We start from the raw sequence: 24197 nt of genomic DNA, 5'->3' as shown, positions 1-24197 counted from the left end.
ACAGGCGGATGCACTGAACGTGGCCGGCGACCGATCGTGCGGGGAGACACACACGTGGCAGACGGGATGTTCGAGCGGTTCGCGCGGTTGTCGGCGGCGCAGCGGGAGGTGTTCCTGGCCCGGGTGGGTGCGGATGCGGTGGCGGCGCGGCAGGTGGGTTTGTCGTATGCGCAGCGCCGGTTGTGGTTCTTGGAGCAGTTGGATTCGGTGGGGGTCGTCTACAGCTTGCCGGCGGCGTTTCGGGTTGCGGGTCGGTTGGATGTGCCGGCGTTGCAGGTGGCGGTGGATCGGGTTTGTCGGCGGCATGAGGCGTTGCGGGCGCGGTTCGTGGATCTGGGTGGGGAGCCGGCGCAGCTTGTGTCGGGGGAACTTCCTCGCATCGAGGTGACCCGGTTGGCGGTGGGGGATCGGGATGCGGCGGTGTCGGGGTGGGTGCGGGAGCAGATCGCTCGGCCGTTCGATCTGGGTGGTCCGTTGGCGCGGTGCGCGGTGGCGGTGCTGGCCGAGGATGATCATGCGGTGGTGGTGAACATGCACCACATCGTCTCCGACGGCTGGTCGTTGGGGGTGTTGTTCGACGAGCTGTCGATGTTCTACCGGGAGGCCGTCGGCGGTGAGCCGGCGCGGCCGGCGGAACTGCCGATCCAGTACGTCGACTACGCCGCCTGGCAGCGCGACACCCTCCGCGACGACCGCCTGGAGGCCGAACTGGCCTTCTGGGAGGGGCAGTTGGCCGGTGCCCCGGAACTGCTGGACCTGCCCACCGACCACCCCCGGCCGGCCCGGCAGAGCTATCGGGGCGACATCGCGGAGCAGTTCATCCCGGTGGAGACGGCGGGCAGGCTGCGGGAGCTGGCCCGGGCCCACGGGGCGACGCCGTTCATGGTGTTCCTCGCCGGGTACGCGATGCTGCTGGGTGTCCACAGCGGTCAGGACGACATCGTCATCGGTACGCCCGTGTCGGGTCGCGGTCATCCGCAGAGCCAGGATCTGATCGGTTTGTTCGTCAACACGATCGTTCTGCGGGCCGATCTGGGTCAGGATCCACCGTTCGTCGAGTTGCTGGATCGGGTGCGGCGGGCCTGTGTGGCGGCGTACTCGCATCAGGAGGTGCCGTTCGACCTGGTGGTGGAGCGGCTGCGCCCGGACCGGGACCTGAGCCGCAACCCCCTGTTCCAGACCTTCTTCTCCTACGAACCCGCCAGCGGCACCCCCGACTTCGGGGGCGTACCCGTCCGCCCGGTCGACGTCACGGACACCACGGCGAAGTTCGATCTGAGCCTGAGCATGGTGGAGCAGCCCGACGGGCGGATCCTCGCCGCACTCGGCTACGCCACCGACCTGTTCACGCCGGGCACCGCCGAACGGATGCTGCGCCACCTCACCCGGATCCTCACCGCCGTGGCCGCCGATCCGAAGGCGTCCGCGAGCGTGATCCCGCTGCTCGACGCGGAGGAGCGGGCCCGGCTGCTGACCGGCACCCCCGCGCTTCCCCCTTGCCCGGTCTCCGGTCTGCATCAGCTCGTGGAGCGGCAGGCGGCCCGGACGCCGGAGGGCACGGCGCTGGTGCACCGGGGAACGTCGATGACGTATCGAGAGTTGGACCAGGCCGCGAACCGGCTCGCCCACCACCTGCGGGCCCTGGGCCTGGCGGCGCAGACGCCGGTGGGGATCTGTCTGACCCGGGGCCCGGCCCTGCCGGTCGCCGTGCTGGCCGTCCTCAAGGCCGGCGGCGCCTACCTGCCCCTCGACCCCGCCTACCCCCCCGACCGGCTACGGCTGATGCTGACCGACTCGGCCGCGCCGATCGTGGTCACCGAGACCGGCCAGCGCGACCGGTTCGCCGACCACCCCGGCACCGTCGTCCACCTCGACGAACACGCCGCCCACATCGACGCCCGGCCAGCCGTCCCCCTCGACCTGCCCGTCCCACCGGGCGCGCTGGCGTACGTCCTCTACACGTCCGGGTCGACGGGACTGCCGAAGGGCGTCGCGGTCGAGCACCGCAGCGCCATCGCCCTGGTCGACTGGGCGACCGACCGGTACCGGGCCGAGGAACTGACCGGGGTGCTGGCCTCGACCTCGATCTGTTTCGACCTGTCGGTGTTCGAGTTGTTCGCCCCGCTCAGCGGCGGTGGCACCGTCGTGCTCGTCGACACCCTGTTCGACCTGCCGGCCGTCACCGGGCACCCGGTGACGCTGGTCAACACCGTGCCCAGCCTGCTGCGGGAACTGCTACGCGCCCACTCGCTGCCCGACACCGTGCGCACGGTCAACCTCGCCGGGGAGCCCCTGCCCGCCGACCTCGTCGCCCAGGTCTACGCCCACCCCGGCGTCCGCGACGTGCACAACCTCTACGGTCCGTCGGAGGACACCACCTACTCCACCGCCGGCCGGATCAACCCCGACGACCCCCGCCCACCCATCGGGCGTCCCCTGCCCGGCACCCGCGCCTACGTCCTGGACCGCCATGGCAACCCCACCCCCACCGGTATCCGCGGCGAGCTCTACCTCGCCGGCACCGGCCTCGGCCGCGGCTACCACAACCGACCCGCCCTCACGGCCCTACGTTTCCTCCCCGACCCCTTCGCCGACGCCCCCGGTGCGCGCATGTACCGCACCGGTGACCTGGCCCGCTCTCTCCCCGACGGGCAGCTCGAATACCTGGGTCGGGCCGACAACCAGGTGAAGATCCGGGGTTTTCGGGTGGAGTTGGGTGAGGTCGAGGTCGCGGTGGCGGCCTGCGACGGGGTGCGGGCCGTGCTGGCCCGGGTGGTGGAGGTGGCTCCGCAGGACCGGCGGCTGGTCGCCTACATCCAGACCGACGACACGGCGGTGGACCCGGCCGGGTTGCGGGAACGGTTACGGCGGTCCCTGCCCGAGTACATGGTGCCGTCGGTGTTCGTACCGGTCGAACAGTTCCCGCTGACCGTCAACGGCAAGGTCGACCTACGCCGCCTCCCACCACCCGAGACCGGCGTACGAGACAGCGCCGAGGAGTTCGTCGCGGCCCGCGACGACGTCGAACGCGACCTGGCCGACGACTTCCACAAGATCCTCGGCATCGACCGGATCGGCGTACACGACAACTTCTTCGCACTCGGCGGCCACTCCCTCCTGGCCACCCGACTGGTCTGGGCGGTACGCCACCGCACCGGCACCGACATCCCCCTCGCCGCATTCCTCACCGACCCCACCATCACCGGACTCGCCCAACACATACGCCGAGGACAACACACGGCGACGGCACCCATGGCCACCGGCGGCACCGGACGAATCGACCGGATCCTCGACGACCTGCTCGCGGAGACGCCGGGCGACGGACGGGCGACGGACGGCTCGTTCGAGCGGTTCGCGCGGTTGTCGGAGGCGCAGCGGGAGGCGTTCCTGGCCCGGGTCGACGCGGACGCGACCGCGTCACGACAACTGCGCCTGTCGTACGCGCAGCGGCGACTGTGGTTCCTGGAACAGCTCGACTCGGTGGGCGTGGCCTACAGCCTGCCGGCGGCGTACCGGATCCCCGGCCGGTTGGACCTGCCGGCGTTGCAGACCGCGCTGGACCGGGTCTGCCAACGGCATCACGCGTTGCGGTCCCGGTTCGTCGACCTCGGCGGGGAACCGGCGCAGCTCGTCTCTGGTGAGCTGCCCACCATCGAGGTGACCCGGCTGTCCGAACTGCCGGCGGTCTCCCGCGGGAACGCGGTGTCGGTGTGGGCGCGGGAACAGGTCGCCCGACCGTTCGACCTGGACGGGCCGCTGTTGCGCTGCGCGGTATTGGTCCTTGCCGACGACGATCACGCGGTGCTGCTCAACATGCACCACATCGTCTCCGACGGCTGGTCCCTCGGCATCCTGTTCACCGAGCTGTCCGGCTTCTACCGGGAGGCAGTCGGCGGCGTGCCGGCCCGACCCGCGGAGCTGCCGATCCAGTACGTCGACCACGCCGCCTGGCAACACGACATCCTCCACGACGACCGCCTCACAGGTGGGCTGGCGTTCTGGCAGGAACACCTGGCCGGTGCCCCGGAACTGCTGGAGCTGCCGACGGATCACCCCCGACCGGCGCGGCAGAGCTTCCGCGGTGACACCGTCACCACCGACGTCCCCGCCGACACCGCCACCAGACTGCGGGAGATCGCCCGCGCCCACGGCGCGACACCGTTCATGGTGTTCCTCGCCGGCTACGCGACGCTCCTGAGCATCTACAGCGGCCAGGACGACATCACCATCGGCACGCCCGTCTCCGGCCGCGCCCACCCACAGAGCCAGAACCTCATCGGCCTGTTCGTCAACACCATCGTCCTGCGCGCCGATCTCAGCCAGAACCCACCCTTCACCGAACTGCTGGGCCGCATCCGCCAGACCTGCCTCGCCGCCTACGCCCACCAGGACGTACCCCTCGACCTCGTCGTCGACCGCCTACGCCCCGAGCGCGACCTCAGCCGCAACCCCCTGTTCCAGACCTTCTTCTCCTACGAACCCACCAGCGACAACCCCGCCTTCGGCGACGTCACCACCCAGCCCGTCGACGTCACCGACAGCACCGCGAAGTTCGACCTGAGCCTGAGCATGCTGGAGCAGCCCGACGGGCGGATCCTCGCCGCCCTCGGCTACGCCACCGACCTGTTCACCCCCGACACCGCGCAACGGATGCTGCGCCACCTCAACCGGATCCTGACCACCCTCGCCACCGATCCGAGAACGTCCGCCAGCGCGATCCCGCTGCTCGACGCCGACGAGCGGGCCCGGCTGCTGACCGGCACCCCGGCCCTGGCCCCGCCGACCGTGTCCGGCCTGCACCAACTCGTCGAGCGGCAAGCCGAACGCACCCCGCACCGGACCGCCCTGGTGAACCGGGGCGAGTCGATGACCTACCGGCAGGTGGACCAGGCCGCGAACCGGTTGGCTCACCTGCTGCGTGCCGCCGGCCTGGCACCGCAGGCGCCGGTCGGGGTCTGCCTGACCCGAGGCCCGGCCCTGCCGGTCGCCCTTCTGGCCGTCCTCAAGGCGGGGGGCTGCTATCTACCGTTGGATCCCGCCTACCCGGCCGACCGGATCCGGTTCATGCTCGCCGATGCCGCCGCGCCGATCGTGGTCACCGAAAGCGGCCAGCGGGACCGGTTCGCCGATTACCCCGGCACTCTCATCCACCTCGACGAGCACGCCGCCGACATCGACTCCCAACCCGGCACCCCCCTCGACCTGCCGGTCCGGCCCGACGCCCTGGCGTACGTGCTCTACACCTCCGGCTCCACCGGCCGGCCCAAGGGCGTCGCCGTCGAGCACCGCAACGCCACCACCCTCATCAACTGGGCCACCACCCGGTACCAACCCCACGAACTCGCCGGCGTCCTCGCCTCCACCTCCATCTGCTTCGACCTATCCGTCTTCGAACTGTTCACCCCCCTGGCCTGCGGCGGCACCATCGTCCTGGTCGACACCCTGTTCGACCTCCCCACCACCGGCCACCCCGTCACCCTCATCAACACCGTGCCCAGCCTGCTGCGCGAACTTCTCCGCAACCACCCGCTACCCGACACCGTCCACACCGTCAACCTCGCCGGCGAACCGCTCCCCTCAGACCTCGTCACCGACCTCTACCACCACGCCCACATCCGCGACGTCCACAACCTCTACGGCCCCTCCGAAGACACCACCTACTCCACCGCCGCCCGCATCAACCCCCACACCGCCCGACCACCCATCGGCCGACCACTACCCGGCACCCGCGCCTACGTCCTCGATCCCCACGGCAACCCCACCCCCACCGGCATCCCCGGCGAGCTCCACCTCGCCGGCACCGGCCTCAGCCGCGGCTACCTCAACCAACCCACCCTCACCGCCCGGCGATTCCTCCCCGACCCGTTCTCCACCACCCCCGGCGCACGCATGTACCGCACCGGAGACCTCGCCCGCTACCTACCCGACGGACAACTCGAATTCCTCGGCCGCGCCGACAACCAGGTCAAGATCCGGGGCCTGCGGATCGAACTCGGCGAGATCGAGGCGCTGCTGCGCGAGGACCCGGACGTCGACGAACTCGTCGTGCTCGCGCGGACGGACAGCGCCGGCGCCGCCCACCTGGTCGCGTACGTCGTGCCGGTGCCCGGCCACGAGCTGAGTCCGGACCGGCTCCGCCAGCAGCTCGGCCTGCGGTTGCCCACCTACATGGTGCCCGGCGTCATCATGATGCTGGACCGGATGCCGCTGACCCCCAGCGGCAAGCTGGACCAACGCGCGCTGCCGGCACCGGCCGCCGCGACCGACACCACCGTCCGGGCGCCCCGGTCCCCCCACGAGGCCCTGGTCTGTGGCCTGTTCGCCGAGGTCCTGGGCGTCGACCGGGTCGGCGTCGACGACGACTTCTTCGACCTGGGCGGCCACTCGCTGCTGGTGATCCGCCTGCTGGGCGGGCTGCGCCAACACGCCGGCGTCGAGCTGACCGTCCGTGACGTCTTCGAGGCGCGCACCCCGGCGGCGCTGGCCCGCCGGCAGCCCGTAGGCACGGCCGCGCGCCCCGCCCTGCGGGTCTCGGCCCGGCCGGCCGTGCTGCCGATGTCCTTCGCGCAGCGCCGGCTGTGGTTCCTCGACCGGCTCGAAGGCGGCAGCCCCACCTACAACCTGCCCATCGCACTGCGGTTCTCCGCAGCGCCCGACCCGGTGGCTATCGAGGCCGCGTGCAACGACATGCTGGGCCGCCACGAGGTCCTGCGCACGGTGTACCGCCTCGTCGGGGAGGAGCCGAGCCAGCTCGTGCTGGACCCGTCGGCGGCGGCGATCCGCCTCCACGTCGTTCGGGTGGACCCGGCCGGGCTACGCGCGGCGGTCGACCACGCCGCCCACCGGGTCTTCGACCTGGCGACCGAGCCGCCCGTCGCGGTGACCCTGTTCGAGGCCGGGCCGGACGACCGGGTGTTGCTCCTGCTCGTGCACCACATCGCCGCCGACGGCTGGTCGGTTCCCTGCCTGCTGCGGGACCTGGCCGACGCGTACGCGGCCCGGGTCGCCGGTACGGCACCGGTGGCGGCGCCGTTGCCGGTGCAGTACGCGGACTACACGCTCTGGCAGCGGCAGATGCTCGGCAGCGCCGCGGACCCCGACAGCCGGGCCGCCCGCCAGTTGGCCTTCTGGCGCGAGGCGCTGCGGGACCTGCCGGAGGAACTGACGCTGCCCACCGATCGGCCCCGCCCGCAGCGGCCCCGCCACCGTGGTGACGTGGTGCCCGTCGAGATCGACGCCGAGCTGTGCCGGGCGGCGGGCGAGCTGGCCAGGGACACCCGCAGCACGCTCTACATGGTGTTGCAGGCGGCGGTGGCGACCCTGCTGCACCGCAGCGGGGCCGGCGCGGACATCCCGATCGGCTGCCCGGTCGCCGGGCGCGACGAGCCGGCCCTGGACGACCTGGTCGGTTTCCTGGTCAACACCCTGGTGCTGCGCACCGACGTCTCCGGCGACCCGACGTTCCGGCAGCTCCTGGCCCGGGTCCGGGACTGGGACCAGGCGGCGTACGCCAACGACGACGTCCCCTTCGAGCTGCTGGTCGAGCGGCTCAACCCGGCCCGGGCCGCCGCCCGGCAGCCGCTGTTCCAGGTCCTGCTGGGGCTGTTGTACAGCACCGAGGACCGGCTGCGCTTCGCCGACCTGTGGGCGGAGTCACTGCCGGTCAGCACCGCCACCGCCCGGCTGGACCTCGCCCTCAACCTGACCGTGCGCTCCGGCGCGGACGGCGGGCCGCAACGCATCGACGGGCTGGTCGAGTACAGCACGGAACTGTTCGACCGGGGCACGGTGCAGGCGCTCGTCCGACGGTTGGTCCGGGTGCTGCGGGCCGCGACCGACGCGCCGGACGTCCCGGTCAGTCACCTCGACATCCTCGAACCGGCCGAACGGCACCGGATCCTGGTCGACTGGGCCGGCCCCGCGCGGGCCGCACCGGCCGGGCCCGACACCATCCACCGGCGCCTGGGTGACCAGGTGGAACGGGCCCCGGACGCGGTCGCGGTCCGGGCGGCCGGCGCGACGCTGAGCTACGCCGAGTTGGATCGGCGCGCGAACCGACTGGCGCACCGGCTGCGCCGGGCCGGGGTGACCCTGGAGACGCCCGTCGCCGTCCTGCACCAACGCTCGCCGCAGGTGCTGGTCAGCAGCCTGGCCGTGCTGAAGGCCGGCGGCGCCTACGTGCCGTTGCACACCGGGCAGCCGGTGTCCCGGATGGAGGTGGTGGTCCGGGGGTCGGCGGCGGCCGTGGTCCTGGTCGACCGGGCCAGCCGGTCGGTCGGGCTGCGCTGCGACGTGCCGGTGCTGGTGGTGGACGACGACACCCCCGGTGAGCCCGGCGACGACCTGGCCCCGGCGGTGGCGCAGCACCCCGACTCCCTCGCCTACGTGATGTACACGTCCGGGTCGACCGGGGCGCCGAAGGGCGTCGCCGTCTCCCACCGCAACGTCCTGGACCTGGCCGCCGACCCGTGCTGGCGGTGCGGTCCCGGCGACGGGATGCTGATGCACTCGCCGCACGCCTTCGACCTGTCGGTGCACGAGACCTGGGTGCCGCTGCTCAACGGCGCCACCGTGGTGGTCGCGCCGGCCGGCCCGTTGGACGTCGACACGCTGCACCGGGCCCTGACCGATCCGGCGGTCACCGCCGCCGATCTCTCCGCCGGCCTGTTCACGCTGCTCGCCGACGAGCGGCCGGACGCGTTCACCGGCCTGCGCGAGATCTGGACCGGCGGTGACGTGGCCTCCACGGGGGCCGTCCGCGCGGTGCGCGAGCACGCACCGCAGGCCACCATCACCAACCTGTACGGTCCGACCGAGGCCACCTTCGTGGTCACCCACCACGGCCTGCGTCCCGGGCAGCCGGTGCCGGCCACCGTGCCGATCGGCCGCCCCCTGGACGACACCCGGGTGTACGTCCTCGACCGGCGCCTGGTGCCGGTGCCGCCCGGCGTGACGGGCGAGGTGTATCTCGCCGGGGTGGGACTGGCCCGGGGATACCTCGGCCAACCGGCGCAGACCGCGGAGCGCTTCGTGCCGGACCCGTTCCACCCGGGCGAGCGGATGTACCGCACCGGCGACCTGGGCCGGTGGCAGGCGGACGGGGTGCTGGAGTTCGCCGGACGGGCCGACGACCAGACCAAGATCCGCGGCTTCCGCATCGAGCCCGGCGAGATCGAGGCGGCGCTCGGCCGGCATCCGGCGGTGCTGCGGACGGCGGTCGTGGTGGCGGAGCACCGGGGCGAGCGGAGCCTGCTCGGCTACGTCGTGCCCCGGCCCGGTGAGGCGCTCGACCCGGCGGACCTGCGCCGGTTCCTGGCCGAACGCGTGCCGTCGTACATGGTGCCGGCGGCGATCGTGCCGCTCGACGGGCTGCCGCTCACCCCGAACGGCAAGCTCGACCGGGACGCGCTACCGGCGCCCCGGGCTCGGGTCGCGATCGGCCGGACGGCCGCGTCCCCCGCCGAGGAGGCGCTGCGCCGGATCTTCGCCGAGTTGCTGGAGCTGCCGGACGTCGGTGTCGACGAGAACTTCTTCGACCTCGGCGGGCACTCGATGCTGGCCATCCGGCTGGTCAGCCGGGTCCACGACGTCCTGGGCATACGTCTCGGTCTGGGCGACGTGTTCGACGGGGCGACGGTCGCCGGCCTGGCGGGTCGGATCGCGCGGGGGGCGCCGGCCGCCGGCCTGGACCCCGTGTTGTCGCTACGTCCGGCCGGCGACGGCGCCCCCCTGTTCTGTCTCCCGCCGGTCACCGGACTCGGCTGGGGGTACGCCGGGCTGCTGCGCCATCTGGGCGAGGCCCACCCGGTCTACGCGCTACAGGCACCGGCGCTCTCCGGCGACGAACTGCCGGAGAGCGTCGAGGCGCTCGCCGAACGGCACCTGACGCAGTTGCGGCAGCGCCAACCGCACGGGCCGTACCACCTGGTGGGTTTCTCCTTCGGTGCCCTGGTCGCCCACCAGCTGGCCTGCCGGTTACAGGCGGCGGGCGAGTCGGTGGGACTCCTGGCGGCCATCGACGGCTACCCACCACCGCGGGCCGGGGCGGACGGCGGCGCCGGACCGGACGACGCGGCCGGTGGGGCGGCACTGGTCGACCTCCTGCGCCGGGAGACCCGCCAGTTCGACGGCGTCGACGCACGGGACGCGGCGGTCATCGAACGGCTGGTCGACCGCCACCACCACCTGATGCGCACGTACGCCCCGCCCCGGTTCACCGGCGACCTGCTGCTGTTCCGCGCGACGACACCGGTGACCGGGCCGGAGGCGGCGGCGTGGCGGCCCCACGTCACCGGCGCAATCGAGATCCGTGAGGTGGCGACCGACCACTGGCGGCTGTTGGAGCCGCCGGCACTGGCGACGATCGGCCCGATGATCGCCCGCGCCCTCCCGGGCCTGGCGGACACCTACGAGGAGGAGCAATGAGCAATCCGTTCGAGGACCCGAACGGCACGTACGTGGTGGTACGTAACGACGAGCACCAGTACTCGTTGTGGCCCGGTGCGATGCCGGTGCCGGACGGCTGGCAGGTGGTCCACGGCCCGGCGGACCGGCAGGAGTGCCTGACCTTCGTGGAGACCAGTTGGACGGACATGCGCCCCCGCAGCCTGGCCGAGTGGATGGACGCGAGGACGCCCGCCGAGTAGACCGGTCGGCACGCCGCCCGGTGCGTGGTCCCCACCCACCGGGCGGCACGTAACCCGGTGCGAACCGGTGGACGTTAACGTGCCGGCATGTTCGACCTGTCCGCCGGCGCGACCCGGCCGTCCGGCGCCGGTGGTGCGCGTGGAACGGACCTGGCCTCCGCGGTCGTACCCGGGTCGGCGATGGGGGCGGGGGCAGCGTTGCACAGCGGACACGACAGCCTTCCCGACGCGCTGCGGGCGCACAGCCGGCACCGGCCGGATCGGCCGGCCTTCACCTGGCTCAGCGACCTGGCCCGCCCGACCGAGCGGCTGACCTACGCCGAACTGGACGACGCCGCCGCGCGGATCGGCGCCCGGCTGGAGGCGACGACCGCCCCGGGCGACCGGGTGCTGCTGGTGCACCCACCCGGCCTCGGGTTCGTCACCGCCTTCCTCGGGTGCCTCTACACCGGTCGCGTGCCGGTGCCGGTCTACCCGGTGTTGGAGAGCGAGACGGGGGCGCGGACGGTGGGCCGGATCGTGGCCGACAGCGGCGCCACGCTCGTCTGGACCTCGGACGAGACCATGGCCGAGCTGGCCGGTCGGGTGCTCGGCGTCCCCGCCGACTGGCGGCCCGCCGCGCAGCCGCTGGCCGAGCCGGTGCCGGTGGATCCGGACGCGCCGGCCTTCCTGCAGTACACCTCCGGCTCCACCGGGGCGCCGAAGGGGGTCGTCGTCACCCATCGCGGCCTCGTCGCGAACCTGCGGTCGATCGCCCACGCCTTCGACCACGACGAGACCTCGGTCGTGCTGAGCTGGTTGCCGGCCTACCACGACATGGGGCTGATCGGGAACCTGCTGCATCCCGTCTACGCCGGTATCCCGGCGTATCTCGCCGCCCCCAAGGACTTCGTCCGGAGCCCGGTCGCCTGGCTGCGGGCCATCGGCGAGCTGGGTGTCACCACCAGCGGCGCGCCGAACTTCGCCTACGACCTGGTGATCAGGTCGCTCGAACGCGCGCCCGCCGACGGCCTCGACCTGTCCGGGTGGCGCAAGGCGTACAGCGGCGCGGAACCCGTCCGCGCGGCGACCCTGGACCGTTTCGCCGAACTGCTCGCACCGGCCGGCTTCCGGCGCGAGGCGTTCATCCCCTGTTACGGGTTGGCCGAGGCGACCCTGCTGGTGACCGCGGTGCCGCCCGGGACGGGAGCCCGGACCCGGACGTCCGCCGACGGCACCGAGGTGGTCTCCTGCGGGGTGCCGTACGGCTGCGCCGTCACGGTGGTCGACGGCGACGCCCCGGTGCCCGACGGGGAGGTGGGCGAGATCCTGGTCAGTGGCCCGAGTGTCGCGGCCGGCTACTGGGGCCGGCCGGACCCCTCCGGCGCGGTCTTCGGCGCCACCGTGGCGGGCCTGCCGGGTTCCTGGCTTCGCACCGGGGACCTCGGGTTCCTCGTCGGCGGCGAGCTGCACGTCACCGGCCGGGTCAAGGACATGATCGTGATCCGGGGTCGCAACCTCTACCCGCAGGACCTGGAACGGGTGGCCACCGAGTCGGTGCCGGCGCTGCGGGTCGGCGGCGTGGTGGCGTTCGCCGATCCGGCGGGCCGTGGTGTCGTGATCGTCGGGGAGGCGCGGGGCCGGGGTCTCGGCCCGGACGACCGCCGGCGGCTCGCGGTCGGGATCACCGCGGCGTTCGGGGTCGCCCTGATCGACCTGGTCGGGGTCCGGTCCGGGACGGTGCCCCGGACCACCAGCGGGAAGCTGCGCCGGGGTGAGACGGCGCGCCGTTACCAGGACGGTGACTACGGCACCCGCGACGCCCGGATCGGCTCGGCCGACACCGAGGTCGGCCCGGCCGCGACCGAGGGTCCGGTGCCGGCCGGCCTCGCCCGGCGACCGTCGCCCCCGAGGGTCCGGCAGGTGGTCGAGACGGCGCTCGGAACGCCGATCCCGCTGGACGCCGAACCGCTGGTCAGCTACGGAATGGACTCACTCAACGCACTGCACGTCGCCGAGCTGGTCTTCCGGGAGTTCGGGGTCGACGTGCCGGTGCGCGACCTGCTCGAAGGGCTGAGCCTGGCGGACGTGACGGCCCGGGTGGTCGACCCGCCGGCCGGCACGGCACAGCCGGCGACCGGACCGGGGCGGACCGCGCCGGCGGCGGGCGGCCACGCCCACGGGCGGTTGTCGAAGGCCCAGGAGTCGCTGGCGTTCCTCCAGATGCTCAATCCGGACAGCGACGAGTACAACATCTCCTTCGCCTGGGAGCTGGACCCGTCGACCGACGTGGACATGTTCCGGGCGGCGCTGCACGCGGCGGTACGCCGGCAGCCGGAGTTGGCGGCCCGCATCGTCACGGACGGCAACCTGCGGCGACGTGAGCCGGTGTCGGCGCAACGAATGGCCGAGGCGCTGGCGCCGGAGCCGATCCCGGTCCGCGACGACCAGATCGAGGAGCAGCTCGGGTACGCGGCGACCGTGCCGTTCCGGCTGGACGAGGGGCCGTTGCTGCGGCTGCACCGGTGGCAGTCACCGCAGCGGCAGGTCTACCAGCTCGTCGTGCACCACGCGGTGACCGACCTCTGGTCGTTGAGCATGGCCCTGCGTGACCTGGGACGGGGGTACGCCGCACTGCGCGCCGGACGCACGCCGCCGGACGAGCCGCGCGGCTCCTACGACGACTACGTCACCGCACAGGAGCAGTACCTGGCCGCCCCGGTTGCCGCCGAGCGGGACAGCCGGCTCGTCGAACGGCTACCGAACCGGGCCGCGTCCCTCGACGTACGCACCGACGGGGCGCGGAGCAGCCGCCGCGGCGCGCGGGCGGGCCGGGTCGAACACGCCGTGCCCGTCACCGACCCGGGCGCGGGACCTGCCCGGGTGGCGCTGCTGTCGGCGCTCTGGGCGGCCTGCCTGCACCGCTACGGCACGCCGAACCCGGTGGTGGTGGGCGTACCGGTGGTCGGCCGGCCGTCCGGCCGGCTGGCCGAGGTCGGCGGACTGTGTACCAACACCGTGCCGCTGGCCGTTCAGGTGCGGCCGGAGCAGCCATTGGCGGAGCTGGTCACCGACGTCCGCCAGCAGCTCCTCGCCGGCCTCGACGCCGGCCTGTATCCCCTGGTACGGGCGGTGGAGGCGGTACGCCCGCAACGGGCAGCCGGCCGGCTGCCCCTGGTCGAGACGCTCATCACGGTGCAGGAGAACCCGCTGCCCGAGGTGCCGGGCCTGCTCGACGCGATCAGCGGCCGGGCGGCCCGGCTGGAACTCGACGGGCTGGTCCTGCACAGCGTCCCGGTGCCCCGGCGCAGCTGCCGGTACGACCTCGACCTGGTGGTCACCCCACGGGACACCGGCTACCTGCTGACCCTGGACTACGCCACCGACCTGTTCCTGCCCCGGACCGCGGAGGCGATCCTGGCCACGTTCGCGGCGATGGTGCGGGCGGCGGGCTCCGCCGGCACGACGGTCGTCGACGACGTGCTGCTCCTCTCCCCCGCCGACGAGACACTCACCCGAACCCTCGGCAGCTGCGACACGCCCCCGCTCGATCCGCCACCACTGGCCCGGATACGGTCGGTCGCGACCGACCGTCCCGACGCGCCGGCGCTGGTGGAGGCCGGCCGGACCATCGACTTCGCCGACTTCGTCGCCCGGACGGACCGGGTCGGCGCGGCGTTGCGGACCGCGATGGCACAGGAGCACCCCGCGGGCGGTGCGCGGTGACCGCGCGGGACGCCGAGGAGGCAGCCCGCCGGCAGGTCGGCCTGCTGCTGGAGTCGCCGGCCGACTTCACGGTCGGGATGTTCGGCGCCTGGTCGGTGGGGTTCGGGGTGCTCCCGCTGCCCGTCGAGTTCCCCGATGCCCGACTGCGCGAGATGCTGGCCGACTGCGCGCCCCGGTTGCTGCTCACCTCGGCGGCGCAGGCGGACCGGGCGGCGCGGCTGACGGCGGGCCTGCCGCACGCCCCGAGCATCGTGCTGCTCGACGTCGCGCTGGGCGCGACGGGCCCGGATGAGACGCCGACGGGCCCCCCGTCCGGTGGCGCCGCCCCGGTCCCGCCCGGCGGGCCCGGTCCCGACGACCCGGCGTACACCGTCTACACCAGCGGGTCCACCGGCCGCCCCAAGGGGGTGCTGATCCGGCAGGGCCAGTTGTCGCACCTGATCGCCTGGGAGGGGCGGGCGTGGGAGCTGGGGCCGTGGGTACGGATGGCGCAGACCCTCTCCCTCGGCTTCGACTTCGGTCTCCAGGAGCTGTTCACGGCCCTGCCGTACGGTGGTTGCGTCGTCGTGCCGGCACCCGGTGACCGCACCAACGCGCGGACGTACGCCCGGTTCCTGCGGCGGGAGCGGGTCACCGTCCTGTTCACCACACCGTCGTACGCCGACCAGTTGGTCGCCACGGGTGAGCCCCTGCCCGACCTGCGCCTGGTCCTGCTCGGCGGCGAGGTGCTGAAGCGGTCCACGGTGGTCGGCCTGCGCGCGCTGGTCGCCACCGACTGCCGGCTGGTCAACGGGTACGGCCCGACCGAGGCCACGGTCAACTGCCTGGCCTACGAGATCCCCGCGAAGGTGCCGGACGAGGAACTGCCTGCGGTGCTGCCGGTCGGGCTGCCGTCGGCGGCGAGCCGCATCTGGCTGGCCGACGACGACGACCGGCCGCTCCCGGTCGGGGCGCTCGGGAACATCCTCATCGCCGGGCCGGGGGTGGCCGACGGCTACCTGCACCGGCCGGAGGCGACCGCCGAGCGGTTCGCCGCCGACCCAGCCGGCCTGCGCTACTACCGCACCGGTGACCTGGCCTACCTCGATCCGGACGACGGCTTCGTCGTGGTGGGCCGCGCGGACCGGCAGGTCAAGGTACGCGGGTTCCGGGTCGAACTCGGTGAGGTGGAGTTCGCCATGCGGGAGGTGCCCGGCGTCGTCGGCTGCGCCGCGCTGGTGCTGGAGGAGCCCCGCCGGCTGGTCGCCTTCGTCACCGGCCGACGGGTCGACCCCACCGACTTGCTCCGGCTGGTCGGCGAGAGGCTGCCGGTGGCCATGGTGCCCGAGCAGGTCGTCACGCTCGACGAGCTGCCGATGACGGCGAACGGCAAACTCGACGAGGCGTTGCTGCGCCAGGCGGCGCAGCGCGAGTACACCGAGGTGCTGCCCGGGTCGGCGGGGGCACGCGAGGTGGAGGCAGCGGTCTGCCGCATCTGGGCCGACGCCCTGGCCCTGAGCACGGTCGCACCGGACACGAACGTCTTCGACGCGGGCGCGCACTCGCTGGTGGTGACCCGGGTGCACCACCAGCTCCAGGTCAGCCTCGGTGTGACCTTCCCGATCCACTACCTGTTCGAGTACCCCTGCCCGCGGGACCTCGCCGGGCACCTCGCCGCGCGGCGCACCACCCGTCCGACGTCGCCCGCCCCCGCGCTGGCCCGACCCCGAAGGACCGAACATGGCCATGACGCCCCTTGACGAACACCCCGACGCGGTAGCGATCGTCGGCATGGCGGCCCGCCTGCCGGGCGCGCCGGACGTCGACACGTACTGGCTGAACCTGTGCGAGGGCGTCGAGAGCGTCACCCGGCACACCCGCGAGGAGATGCTGGCCGCGGGGGTGCGCCCGGAGCTGGTGGACAACCCCCACTACGTGGACGCCACCGCCGCGTTGGAGGACGCCGACGCCTTCGACGCCGCGTTCTTCGGGTACTCCGCCCGCGAGGCGTCCATCATGGACCCCCAGCACCGCATCTTCCTGGAGACCGCGTACCACGCCCTTGAGGACGCCGCCTGCGACCCGCGCCGCTACGACGGTGAGATCGGGGTCTACGCGGGCTGCACGATGAACACGTACATGCTCTACAACGTGATGGGCCACCGCGACGACGTCGCGGCCATGGTGGGCGACCTGCAGACCATGGTGGGCAACGACAAGGACTTCCTGGCCACCCGGGTCTCCCACCGGCTGGACCTGCGGGGGCCGAGCCTGAGCGTGCAGACCGCGTGCTCCAGTTCGCTGGTCGCCATCCACCTGGCCGCCCGCGCCCTCGTCGGCCGGGAGTGCGACATGGCGCTGGCCGGCGGCTCGTCGGTACGGATGCCACTGCGCGGCGGGTACCTCGCCAACCCGGGCGGCACGTCCTCCCCGGACGGCCACTGTCGGGCCTTCGACGCCGACGCGGCCGGCAGCATCCCGGGCAACGGCGCGGGCGTCGTGGTCCTGAAGCGGTACGCCGACGCGGTCCGCGACGGCGACCAGATCCACGGGGTGATCCTCGGCTCCGCCATCAACAACGACGGGCGGGCCAAGGCCAGTTTCACCGCACCCAGCATCGACGGCCAGTACCGGGCGGTCAGCGGGGCGCTGGCCCGGGCCGGGGTGTCGGCGCGGGACATCCGGTTCGTGGAGGCGCACGGCACCGGCACCCCGCTGGGCGATCCGATCGAGGTGGCGGCGATCAGCCGGGCCTTCCAGCAGTCGACGCCGGACCGGCAGTACTGCTGGCTCGGCTCGGTCAAGCCCAACATCGGTCACCTGGACGCGGCGGCGGGCGTCGCCGGGCTCATCAAGGCGGTCCTGGCGCTGCGGCACCGCCGGGTGCCTCCCGTGGTCAACTTCCGGCGGCCGAACCCGAAGCTGGAGCTGGACAGCAGCCCGTTCCGGGTGCCGAGCGAGCTGGTGGACCTGGACGCCGACGGGCCGCTGCTCGCCTCGGTCAACTCGCTGGCCATGGGCGGCACCAACGCGCACGTCGTGCTGCGCGAGCCGGACCCGTCGCCCGGTGGGGCCCGCTCCGGCCGGCGTCGGCACGCGGTGCAGCTCTCCGCGCGCACGCCGGAGGCGCTGGAGGAGATGAGCCGCAAGCTGGGTCGCTGGGCCCGCGAGCACCCGGGCGTCGAGCTGGCCGACGTGGCGTACACGCTGGCCACCGGCCGGCAGGAGTGGGAGCACCGCCGGGTGGTCCTGGCCCGGGACCTGACCGACGTGGCCTCCGCCCTGTCCGCCACCGGCAGCCGGCGGCAGAAGACCGGCCGGCGTCGCCCCAACGACCGTCCGGTGTTCCTCTTCCCGGGGCAGGGCGCGCAGCGGGTCGGCATGGGCGCCGCGCTGGCCCGGCGGGACCCGCTGTTCGCCCGGCACCTGGAGACGGTGCTGGACCTGTTCGGGGGGGCCGGTCTGGACCTGCGGGCGGCGATCAACCCGGAGGCGGGCGACACCGAGGAGACCCGCGCCGCCCTGGCCTGGACGCAGGTCACCCAGCCGGCGCTGTTCGCGGTGGAGTGGGCGCTCGGACAGACCCTGATCGACCTGGGGGTCCGACCGCACGCCATGCTCGGCCACAGCATCGGTGAGCTGGTCGCCGCCGTGCTCGGCGGGGTACTCGACCTGCCGGACGCGGTCACGTTGGTGGCCCTGCGCGGGCAGGCGCTGGCCGAGACCGCCGAGGGCGCCATGCTCTCGGTCAACCTGCCGATCGACGAGGTACGGCAGCTGCTGGACGGCCGGGACCTGAGCGTCGCGGCGGAGAACGCGCCGTCGCTGGTCGTGGTCGCCGGCACCGAGGACGCCGTCGAGGAGTTCGCCGCGGTCCTGCGCCAGGACGGCGTGACCACCACCCGGCTGCGGGTCAGCCACGCGTTCCACTCCGCGCTGGTGGAGCCGGCGGCCGAGCGGTTGCGGGCCGGCCTCGCCGGGCTCACGTTGCGGGAGCCGCGGATTCCGATCATCTCCAACGTCTCCGGCGACTACCTGACCGCGCGGGAGGCGACCAGCGTCGACTACTGGGTCGCCCAGATGTGCCAGCCGGTGCGCTTCGCCGACGGGGTACGGACGCTGGTCCAGGACGAGGTGTCGGCGTTCCTGGAGGTCGGGCCGGGCCGGGCGCTGAGCGCCCTGGTGCGGTCCACCGCTGCGGAGGCGACCTGCCTGCCGGTGCTCACGGTGGACGACACCCGGGAGGCGGAGGATCTGCTCGGCGTCCTGACCGACCTGTGGTTGCTGGGCGGCAGCTTCGACATGGCCGCCTACTACTCCGACGAGCGGCGCGTCAGGTTGTCGCTGCCCAGCTACCCGTTCGCCCGGACCCGGCACTGGCTGGACCCGATGCTCCCGGCGGCCCGCGCGGCGGCGGCGCCGGCCGCTGCGCCGGCCGGACCGGTCGCTGCGCCGGCGGCGCCGGCCGCGGACGCCGGTTTCACCCGGACCCAGCGCTACCTCGTCGCCCTGTGGAAGCAACTGCTGGGCACGGACCGGGTCGGACTCAACGACAGCTTCTTCGACCTGGACGGCAACTCGCTGCTGGCGATGCAGATGGTCACCCAGGTCCGCCGCGACGGCGCGGCCGACCTGGAGATGACCGCGTTGTTCGAGTCGCCCACCGTCGCCGGGCTGGCCGCGCACCTGGAGGTCAGCGGCTTCGTCCCGCCGGACGGGCCGCAGGCCCCGGCCACGGCCGGGGCTGCCCGTCCGGAGGCGGGGCAGCCCGACGCGGCGACCGACGGGTCGGCCGACGAGTTGGCCGCGCTCCTCGCCGAGGTCGACGCGCTCTCCGAGGACGAGGTCGCGGCCCGGCTGGCCGAGCTGAACGTGGCGGCCGACCGATGAGCGCGCCGATCGACGGGATCGACCTGGACCGGCTCTCCCCGCAACGTCGGGAGTTGGTCGAGCGCCTGCTGCGGCAGCGCCAGGCGGGGGGCGCCGCGCCGTCGACGCCGTCCACGCCGGCGCGGTCCGCCGAGCCGGCCGCGCCGCCCGGCCGGCGGCCGGCGCTCGCGGTCAGCCTGTTCTTCTTCTCCGCCGACCTCGACGACGCGCCGGCCGACAAGTACGACCTCGTGCTGCGCTGCGCCGAACTCGCCGACGAGTTGGGCCTGCACGCGGTGTGGGTGCCCGAGCGGCACTTCAACCCGTTCGGGGCGCCGTACCCCGCTCCGGCGGTGTTGTTGGCGGCGATCGCCAGCCGGACCCGGCGGATCGGACTGCGGGCCGGCAGCGTGGTGCTGCCGCTGCACGATCCGCTCCTGGTGGCCGAGGAGTGGGGCGTGCTCGACGCGATCAGCCGGGGTCGGGTCGCGCTGTCGCTCGCGTCGGGCTGGCACGCCGACGACTTCGTCCTCGACCCCGACTCGTACGAGCGCCGCAAGGAGGTGCTGACCGAACGCCTGGCGGTCCTGCGCACCCTCTGGGAGGGCGGCAGCAGCCTGCGCGCCGGACCGCAGGGTCGGACGATCGAGACGCGGACCTACCCGCGGCCGGCCCGGCCGCTGGAGACCTGGCTGACCAGCTCCAGCAACCCGCAGACCTGGCAGACCGCCGGGGAGCTCGACCTGCACGTGCTGACCGCGATGCTGGAACAGACCGTCGACGACATCGCCGAGAAGGTGACGCTGTACCGGAAGGCCCGCGCGGAGGCCGGACACGTCAGCGCGGACCGGCAGGTCACCTGCATGCTGCACACCCATCTCGCGGAGCGGGCGGAGGACGTCGTCCCCCGGGTGCGCGAGCCCCTGGGCCGATACCTCTCGGCGCACCTGAACCTGTTCGAGAAGTTCGCCGCGACCCAGGACGTCGGGGTCCGCCCGGAGGACGTGACCGAGGCCGACCGGGCCCTGCTGCTGGAGCACGGGCTCCAGCGGTACCTGCGGCAGTCCGGCCTGTTCGGCAGCGTGCAGAGCTGCCTGCCGATGGTCGACCGCCTGGTCGCGGCCGGGGTGACCGAGCTGGGTTGTCTGGTCGACTTCGGCCTGCCGGACGAGCAGGTCTTCGAGTGCGTCCGGCAGCTCGGCCGGTTGCAGGAAGAGGTACGTGACCGCGCGGGGGACCTGCGTTGACCGCCTGGTTCAGCGTGTACCCGCACCTGGGCGGGGGCAGGGGAACCTACCTGCCGGTGCTTCAGGAGCTGCGCCGGGCGGCGGGCTGCCACGTGCCGACGCTGCCCGGCCGGGACGGCCGGTACGGCGAGCCCGCCTGCCGCACCTTCGGGTCGCTCGCCGACGATCTGTGGCGGCAGCTGCGGGTCGAGTTGGACGCCGGCGGCGATCCCCGTGAGCTGGTCCTCTTCGGGTTCAGCATGGGCGCGCTGCTGGCGACCGAACTGGCGGCCCGGCTGTCCGACCAGGGAATCGGCTGCCGTGGCCTGGTCGTCGCCGGTTCGCCGCCCCCGCACCTGATCGACGCGGACGCCCGGGTCGGTCACCTGCCCGACGACGAGTTCGTCGAGGCCCTGGCCACGCACGGGATGATGGTCCGGACGGCGCTGCCCGAGGCCGAGCTGCGGGCCCTGATGCTGCCGATCTGGCGGGCGGACTGTGCGGTGGTGGAGAGCCATCCGCGGGCCCGGGTGCGGCTGGACTGCCCGGTGCTGGCGGTGGCCGGCAGCGAGGATCCCCTGGTCGGCGCGGAACACCTGGCGGCCTGGCAGCAGGTCGGCGGGCCCGGGTCACGGTCGGTGGCGGTGCCCGGTGGGCACGGCGCGGTACTGGAGGACCACCGCGTGTTGCTGGAGTTGTTGGTCGAAGCCGCCGATCTCGAAACGCGGACGCCGCGATGAGCGTCCGGGGCAGCGCGCTGCGGACGGTGTGGGACCCGGCCGGGCCGGACGGCCTGCCGTTCGGCAGCAACAGCATGCAGCACGGCACGGCGGTGTTCGAGGGGATCCGGTGCTATCCGACGGCGCAGGGCCCGGCGATCTTCCGCCTCGACGACCACCTGCGACGGCTGCTCGGTTCCGCCCACCAGCTGGGCATCCCGCACGACTACGACCTTCCCCGGCTGCGCGAGCGGGTGCTGGCCGCGGCGGACACCGGCGGATCGGACGAGTCGTATCTGCGCCCGGTTCTCTACACGCCCGACAGTCAGCTCGGCGTAGACCTGGGCCGGTTCCGGTTCGTCCTCGCGGTCGAGGTCTACTCGATGGCGCCGGCCGACACCGGGACGGGCGCACTCCCGCCGGGCGTCCGGTTGACGGTGTCACCCTGGCGTCGTCCGGCCGCCACCTCGTTCCCCCCGCAGGTGAAGGCGACCGGAACGTACGCCGTGTCGGCGCTGGCCCGTACCGCTGCCGCGGCGCGGGGATTCGACGACGCGATCCAGCTCGATCCGGTCTCCGGCCGGGTGGCCGAGTCCACGGTCGCGAACGTCTTCCTGGTACGCGGCGGCCGGCTGCTGACGCCGTGGCTCTCCGACAGCCTGCTGGCGGGCATCACCCGGGACACCGTGCTGGTGCTGGCCCGACAGCTCGGCATCGACGTCGCCGAGGGGCCGGTCGAGCTGACCGACCTGTACCAGGCGCAGGAGGTGTTCCTGACCGGCACGGCCGCTGAGCTCGTGCCGGCCACCGAAATCGACGGGCACGGGACCGACCCGCGTGGTCCGGTGTTCCGTGCTGTCGCGGAGGCCTTCCGTGACGCCGTCCGCGGGCGACGTTTCCGTGATCTGGGCTGGCTCACCCGTACGTCCGAACCCCACCAAGCTGCCCGTATCTGAGGAGGAACACTCGTGGAACTTTTCCACTGTTTCGGTGCCCGGCCAGAGCACCGGGTGGACACCCGCCAGGCCGTCGCCATGCTCGACGCCAGCGGCTGCCGCTATCTGGCGGTCAACACCCACTCGATCGACCAGGTCACACGGGGCGACGACCTGCCGATCGGCTACTCGAGCGCGACTCTGGGCTCGGTCCGGGACTCCCTCGGTGAGGGCTCCCCGGTGCTGCCGGTGCTCAACATCAACCACCCCACCACGGCGGCCGAGGCCATCGACCGGACGCGCCGGGCGGTCGAGATGACCGGACTTCGGATCATCAAGCTGGAGGTGCTCGACGAGGGCTACCACGTCAGCCAGAACGCCGCTGTCGTGGAGGCCGCGGCTGTCCTGGTGGCCGAGGGTTTCGAGGTGTGGCCGCTGATCACCCCGGACGCGGCGGTCTTCGCCGACTGCGTCGAGCTGGGCAGCACCATGGTCCGGGTGATGGGCTCCCCGATCGGCGCCCGGCGGGGCATCGACCCGCAGTGGCGGACGGCGACCGAGGCGCTGTTGGCCACCGCCACGGTGCCGGTCATGCTCGATGGTGGTGTCGGCTCCGTCGAGCACGCCGTCGCCGCCGCCGAGCAGGGCTTCTCCTCCATCCTGGTGAACTCGTGCCTCTTCGCCGACGGCGACCCGGTGGCCGCGCTGCGCGAGTTCCGCAAGGCGATCGACTCGGTCGAGACGCCGACCGAGCTCGTCGGCCGCTGAGGCCGACCGGGGGCTGAGTCCACCGGGGGCCGGTAGATCCGGCCGGTGACGGACGTGGCGGAGGATCATCCCGGGGATGCTCCTCCGCCACGGCACCTCCGTGCCAGGAGGCAGATCCCGGCCGGCGACCCGCCCCACCCACTGCCGGCGCCCCGAGGGGACCGGTGCGGCGAACGCGACAGCCCGGCCGGTCCGGGGAGGAGGCCAGGTGAGGTACCGCGAGCTGGGGACGTTGTCGGTGAGCGAGGTCGGCCTCGGTAGCTGGCTGACCATCGGCCGGGACCGGCAGCAGCGGGTCGACGCCCTGGTGCGTGCGGCGTTGGACCTGGGTGTCAACCTCTTCGACACGGCCGACTCGTACGACGGCGCGCAGGAGGCGCTGGGCGGCGCGCTTCGTGGCGTGCCCCGTGACGACTACGTGATCTCGACAAAGGTGTACTACCCGTACCCGGGTGGCAGCGGCGGGTTGTCCCGGGACCACATCCTGTCCAGTGCCCGGCGCAGCCTGCGGCAGCTCGGGGTGGACCATCTGGACCTGCTCAGCGCCCACCGGTTCGACGACTCGGTTCCGCTGCCCGAGACGATCGGGGCCTTCGCCGAACTCGTCGCCGCCGGCGCAATCAGACACTACGGCGTCAGCGAGTGGACCGCCGCGCAGATCAGCGAGGCCTGCCGGGTCGCCGAGGAGATCGGCGCTCCGCGACCGGTGAGCAACCAGCCCCAGTACAACGTGGTGTGGCGCGTCCCGGAGGGTGAGGTCGTGCCGACGTGCCAGCGGTTCGGACTCGGTCTGGTCGCGTTCTGGCCGCTGGCCCAGGGCATCCTCACCGGCAAGTACCGACCCGGACGACCGGCCCCGGCACAGAGCCGGGGCGCGACCGACCTCGGCCGGCAGACCATGTCGGCGCTGATGCACGACGCGGTGCTGGACCGGGTCGAGCTCCTCGGCAGGCTGGCCGCCCGGCGTGGGCTCACCACCGCCCAGCTCGCGATCGCCTGGGTGCTCAACCGCCCCGGCGTCCGCGCGGCGGTCGTCGGCGCCTCCGGGCCGGAGCAACTGACGGAGAACGTCGGCGGGAGCGGCGTACGCCTCGACGGGACGACCATGGCCCTCGTCGACAAGGTGCTCACCGGCCTGGTCCACACAGATGTCACCGCCACCGGCTGAACCCGACGGGACATCTCGGCTCACTCGCCCGTACCGTCCTCGACGGGGAAGCCGTACCTCGGCTGCGCATCGGACTCGTCGCCGCCGGAATCCTGGCCACCTGCGGTCGCACCGTTGCTCGGAACTCCTTCTGGCCGAGTCAACGGCAGAGAGGGACTGACACCGATGCCCCCGTGCCGAAC

General features: G+C 73.3%; 10 protein-coding genes. All 10 read left to right on the top strand.

Annotated features, from left to right (window positions below; genetic code table 11):
- The first annotated feature begins 54 nt into the window (after window positions 1-54).
- The 10 genes from ABT023_RS14865 to ABT023_RS14820 all read left to right on the top strand — a co-directional run bounded on the left by ABT023_RS14865 (window position 55) and on the right by ABT023_RS14820 (window position 24015).
- Window positions 55-10425 (top strand): non-ribosomal peptide synthetase, encoded by a 10371-nt coding sequence (locus tag ABT023_RS14865; protein ID WP_350885555.1) that lies wholly within the window; start codon window positions 55-57, stop codon window positions 10423-10425.
- The gene (locus ABT023_RS14860; RefSeq protein ID WP_350885553.1) at window positions 10422-10646 is read left to right on the top strand and encodes an MbtH family protein; all 225 of its coding nucleotides are present in this window, start codon (window positions 10422-10424) and stop codon (window positions 10644-10646) included. Before ABT023_RS14865 ends, ABT023_RS14860 begins: the two co-directional genes overlap by 4 nt.
- Before the next feature lie 87 nt (window positions 10647-10733).
- Entirely contained in the window at window positions 10734-14351 is a 3618-nt protein-coding gene (locus ABT023_RS14855; RefSeq protein WP_350885551.1) for an AMP-binding protein, read from the top strand.
- Window positions 14348-16090 (top strand): non-ribosomal peptide synthetase, encoded by a 1743-nt coding sequence (locus ABT023_RS14850; RefSeq protein ID WP_350885549.1) that lies wholly within the window; start codon window positions 14348-14350, stop codon window positions 16088-16090. The genes ABT023_RS14855 and ABT023_RS14850 overlap by 4 nt, the downstream gene beginning before the upstream one ends.
- Window positions 16071-19220: a type I polyketide synthase gene (locus tag ABT023_RS14845; protein WP_350885547.1), complete on the top strand. Its 3150-nt coding sequence runs from the start codon at window positions 16071-16073 to the stop codon at window positions 19218-19220. Before ABT023_RS14850 ends, ABT023_RS14845 begins: the two co-directional genes overlap by 20 nt.
- The gene (locus tag ABT023_RS14840) at window positions 19217-20446 is read left to right on the top strand and encodes a MupA/Atu3671 family FMN-dependent luciferase-like monooxygenase (RefSeq protein WP_350885545.1); all 1230 of its coding nucleotides are present in this window, start codon (window positions 19217-19219) and stop codon (window positions 20444-20446) included. Before ABT023_RS14845 ends, ABT023_RS14840 begins: the two co-directional genes overlap by 4 nt.
- Window positions 20443-21165: a thioesterase II family protein gene (locus tag ABT023_RS14835; RefSeq protein ID WP_350885543.1), complete on the top strand. Its 723-nt coding sequence runs from the start codon at window positions 20443-20445 to the stop codon at window positions 21163-21165. Before ABT023_RS14840 ends, ABT023_RS14835 begins: the two co-directional genes overlap by 4 nt.
- Entirely contained in the window at window positions 21162-22100 is a 939-nt protein-coding gene (locus tag ABT023_RS14830) for an aminotransferase class IV (protein WP_350885541.1), read from the top strand. The genes ABT023_RS14835 and ABT023_RS14830 overlap by 4 nt, the downstream gene beginning before the upstream one ends.
- A 12-nt stretch (window positions 22101-22112) precedes the next feature.
- Window positions 22113-22847 carry a beta/alpha barrel domain-containing protein gene (locus ABT023_RS14825; RefSeq protein WP_350885539.1) on the top strand — a complete coding sequence of 245 codons (735 nt, stop codon included), beginning with the start codon at window positions 22113-22115 and terminating at the stop codon, window positions 22845-22847.
- Window positions 22848-23055: 208 nt separating this feature from the next.
- Complete coding sequence (locus tag ABT023_RS14820; protein WP_350885537.1) at window positions 23056-24015, top strand: aldo/keto reductase; 960 nt, start codon at window positions 23056-23058, stop codon at window positions 24013-24015.
- Window positions 24016-24197: the final 182 nt, after the last annotated feature.

This window comes from Micromonospora sp. NPDC002296, assembly GCF_040296145.1.
Taxonomy (GTDB): Bacteria; Actinomycetota; Actinomycetes; order Mycobacteriales; family Micromonosporaceae; genus Micromonospora.
The sequence above is the reverse complement of the archived record's forward strand: the minus strand, read 5'-3'. Positions and strand labels throughout refer to the sequence as shown.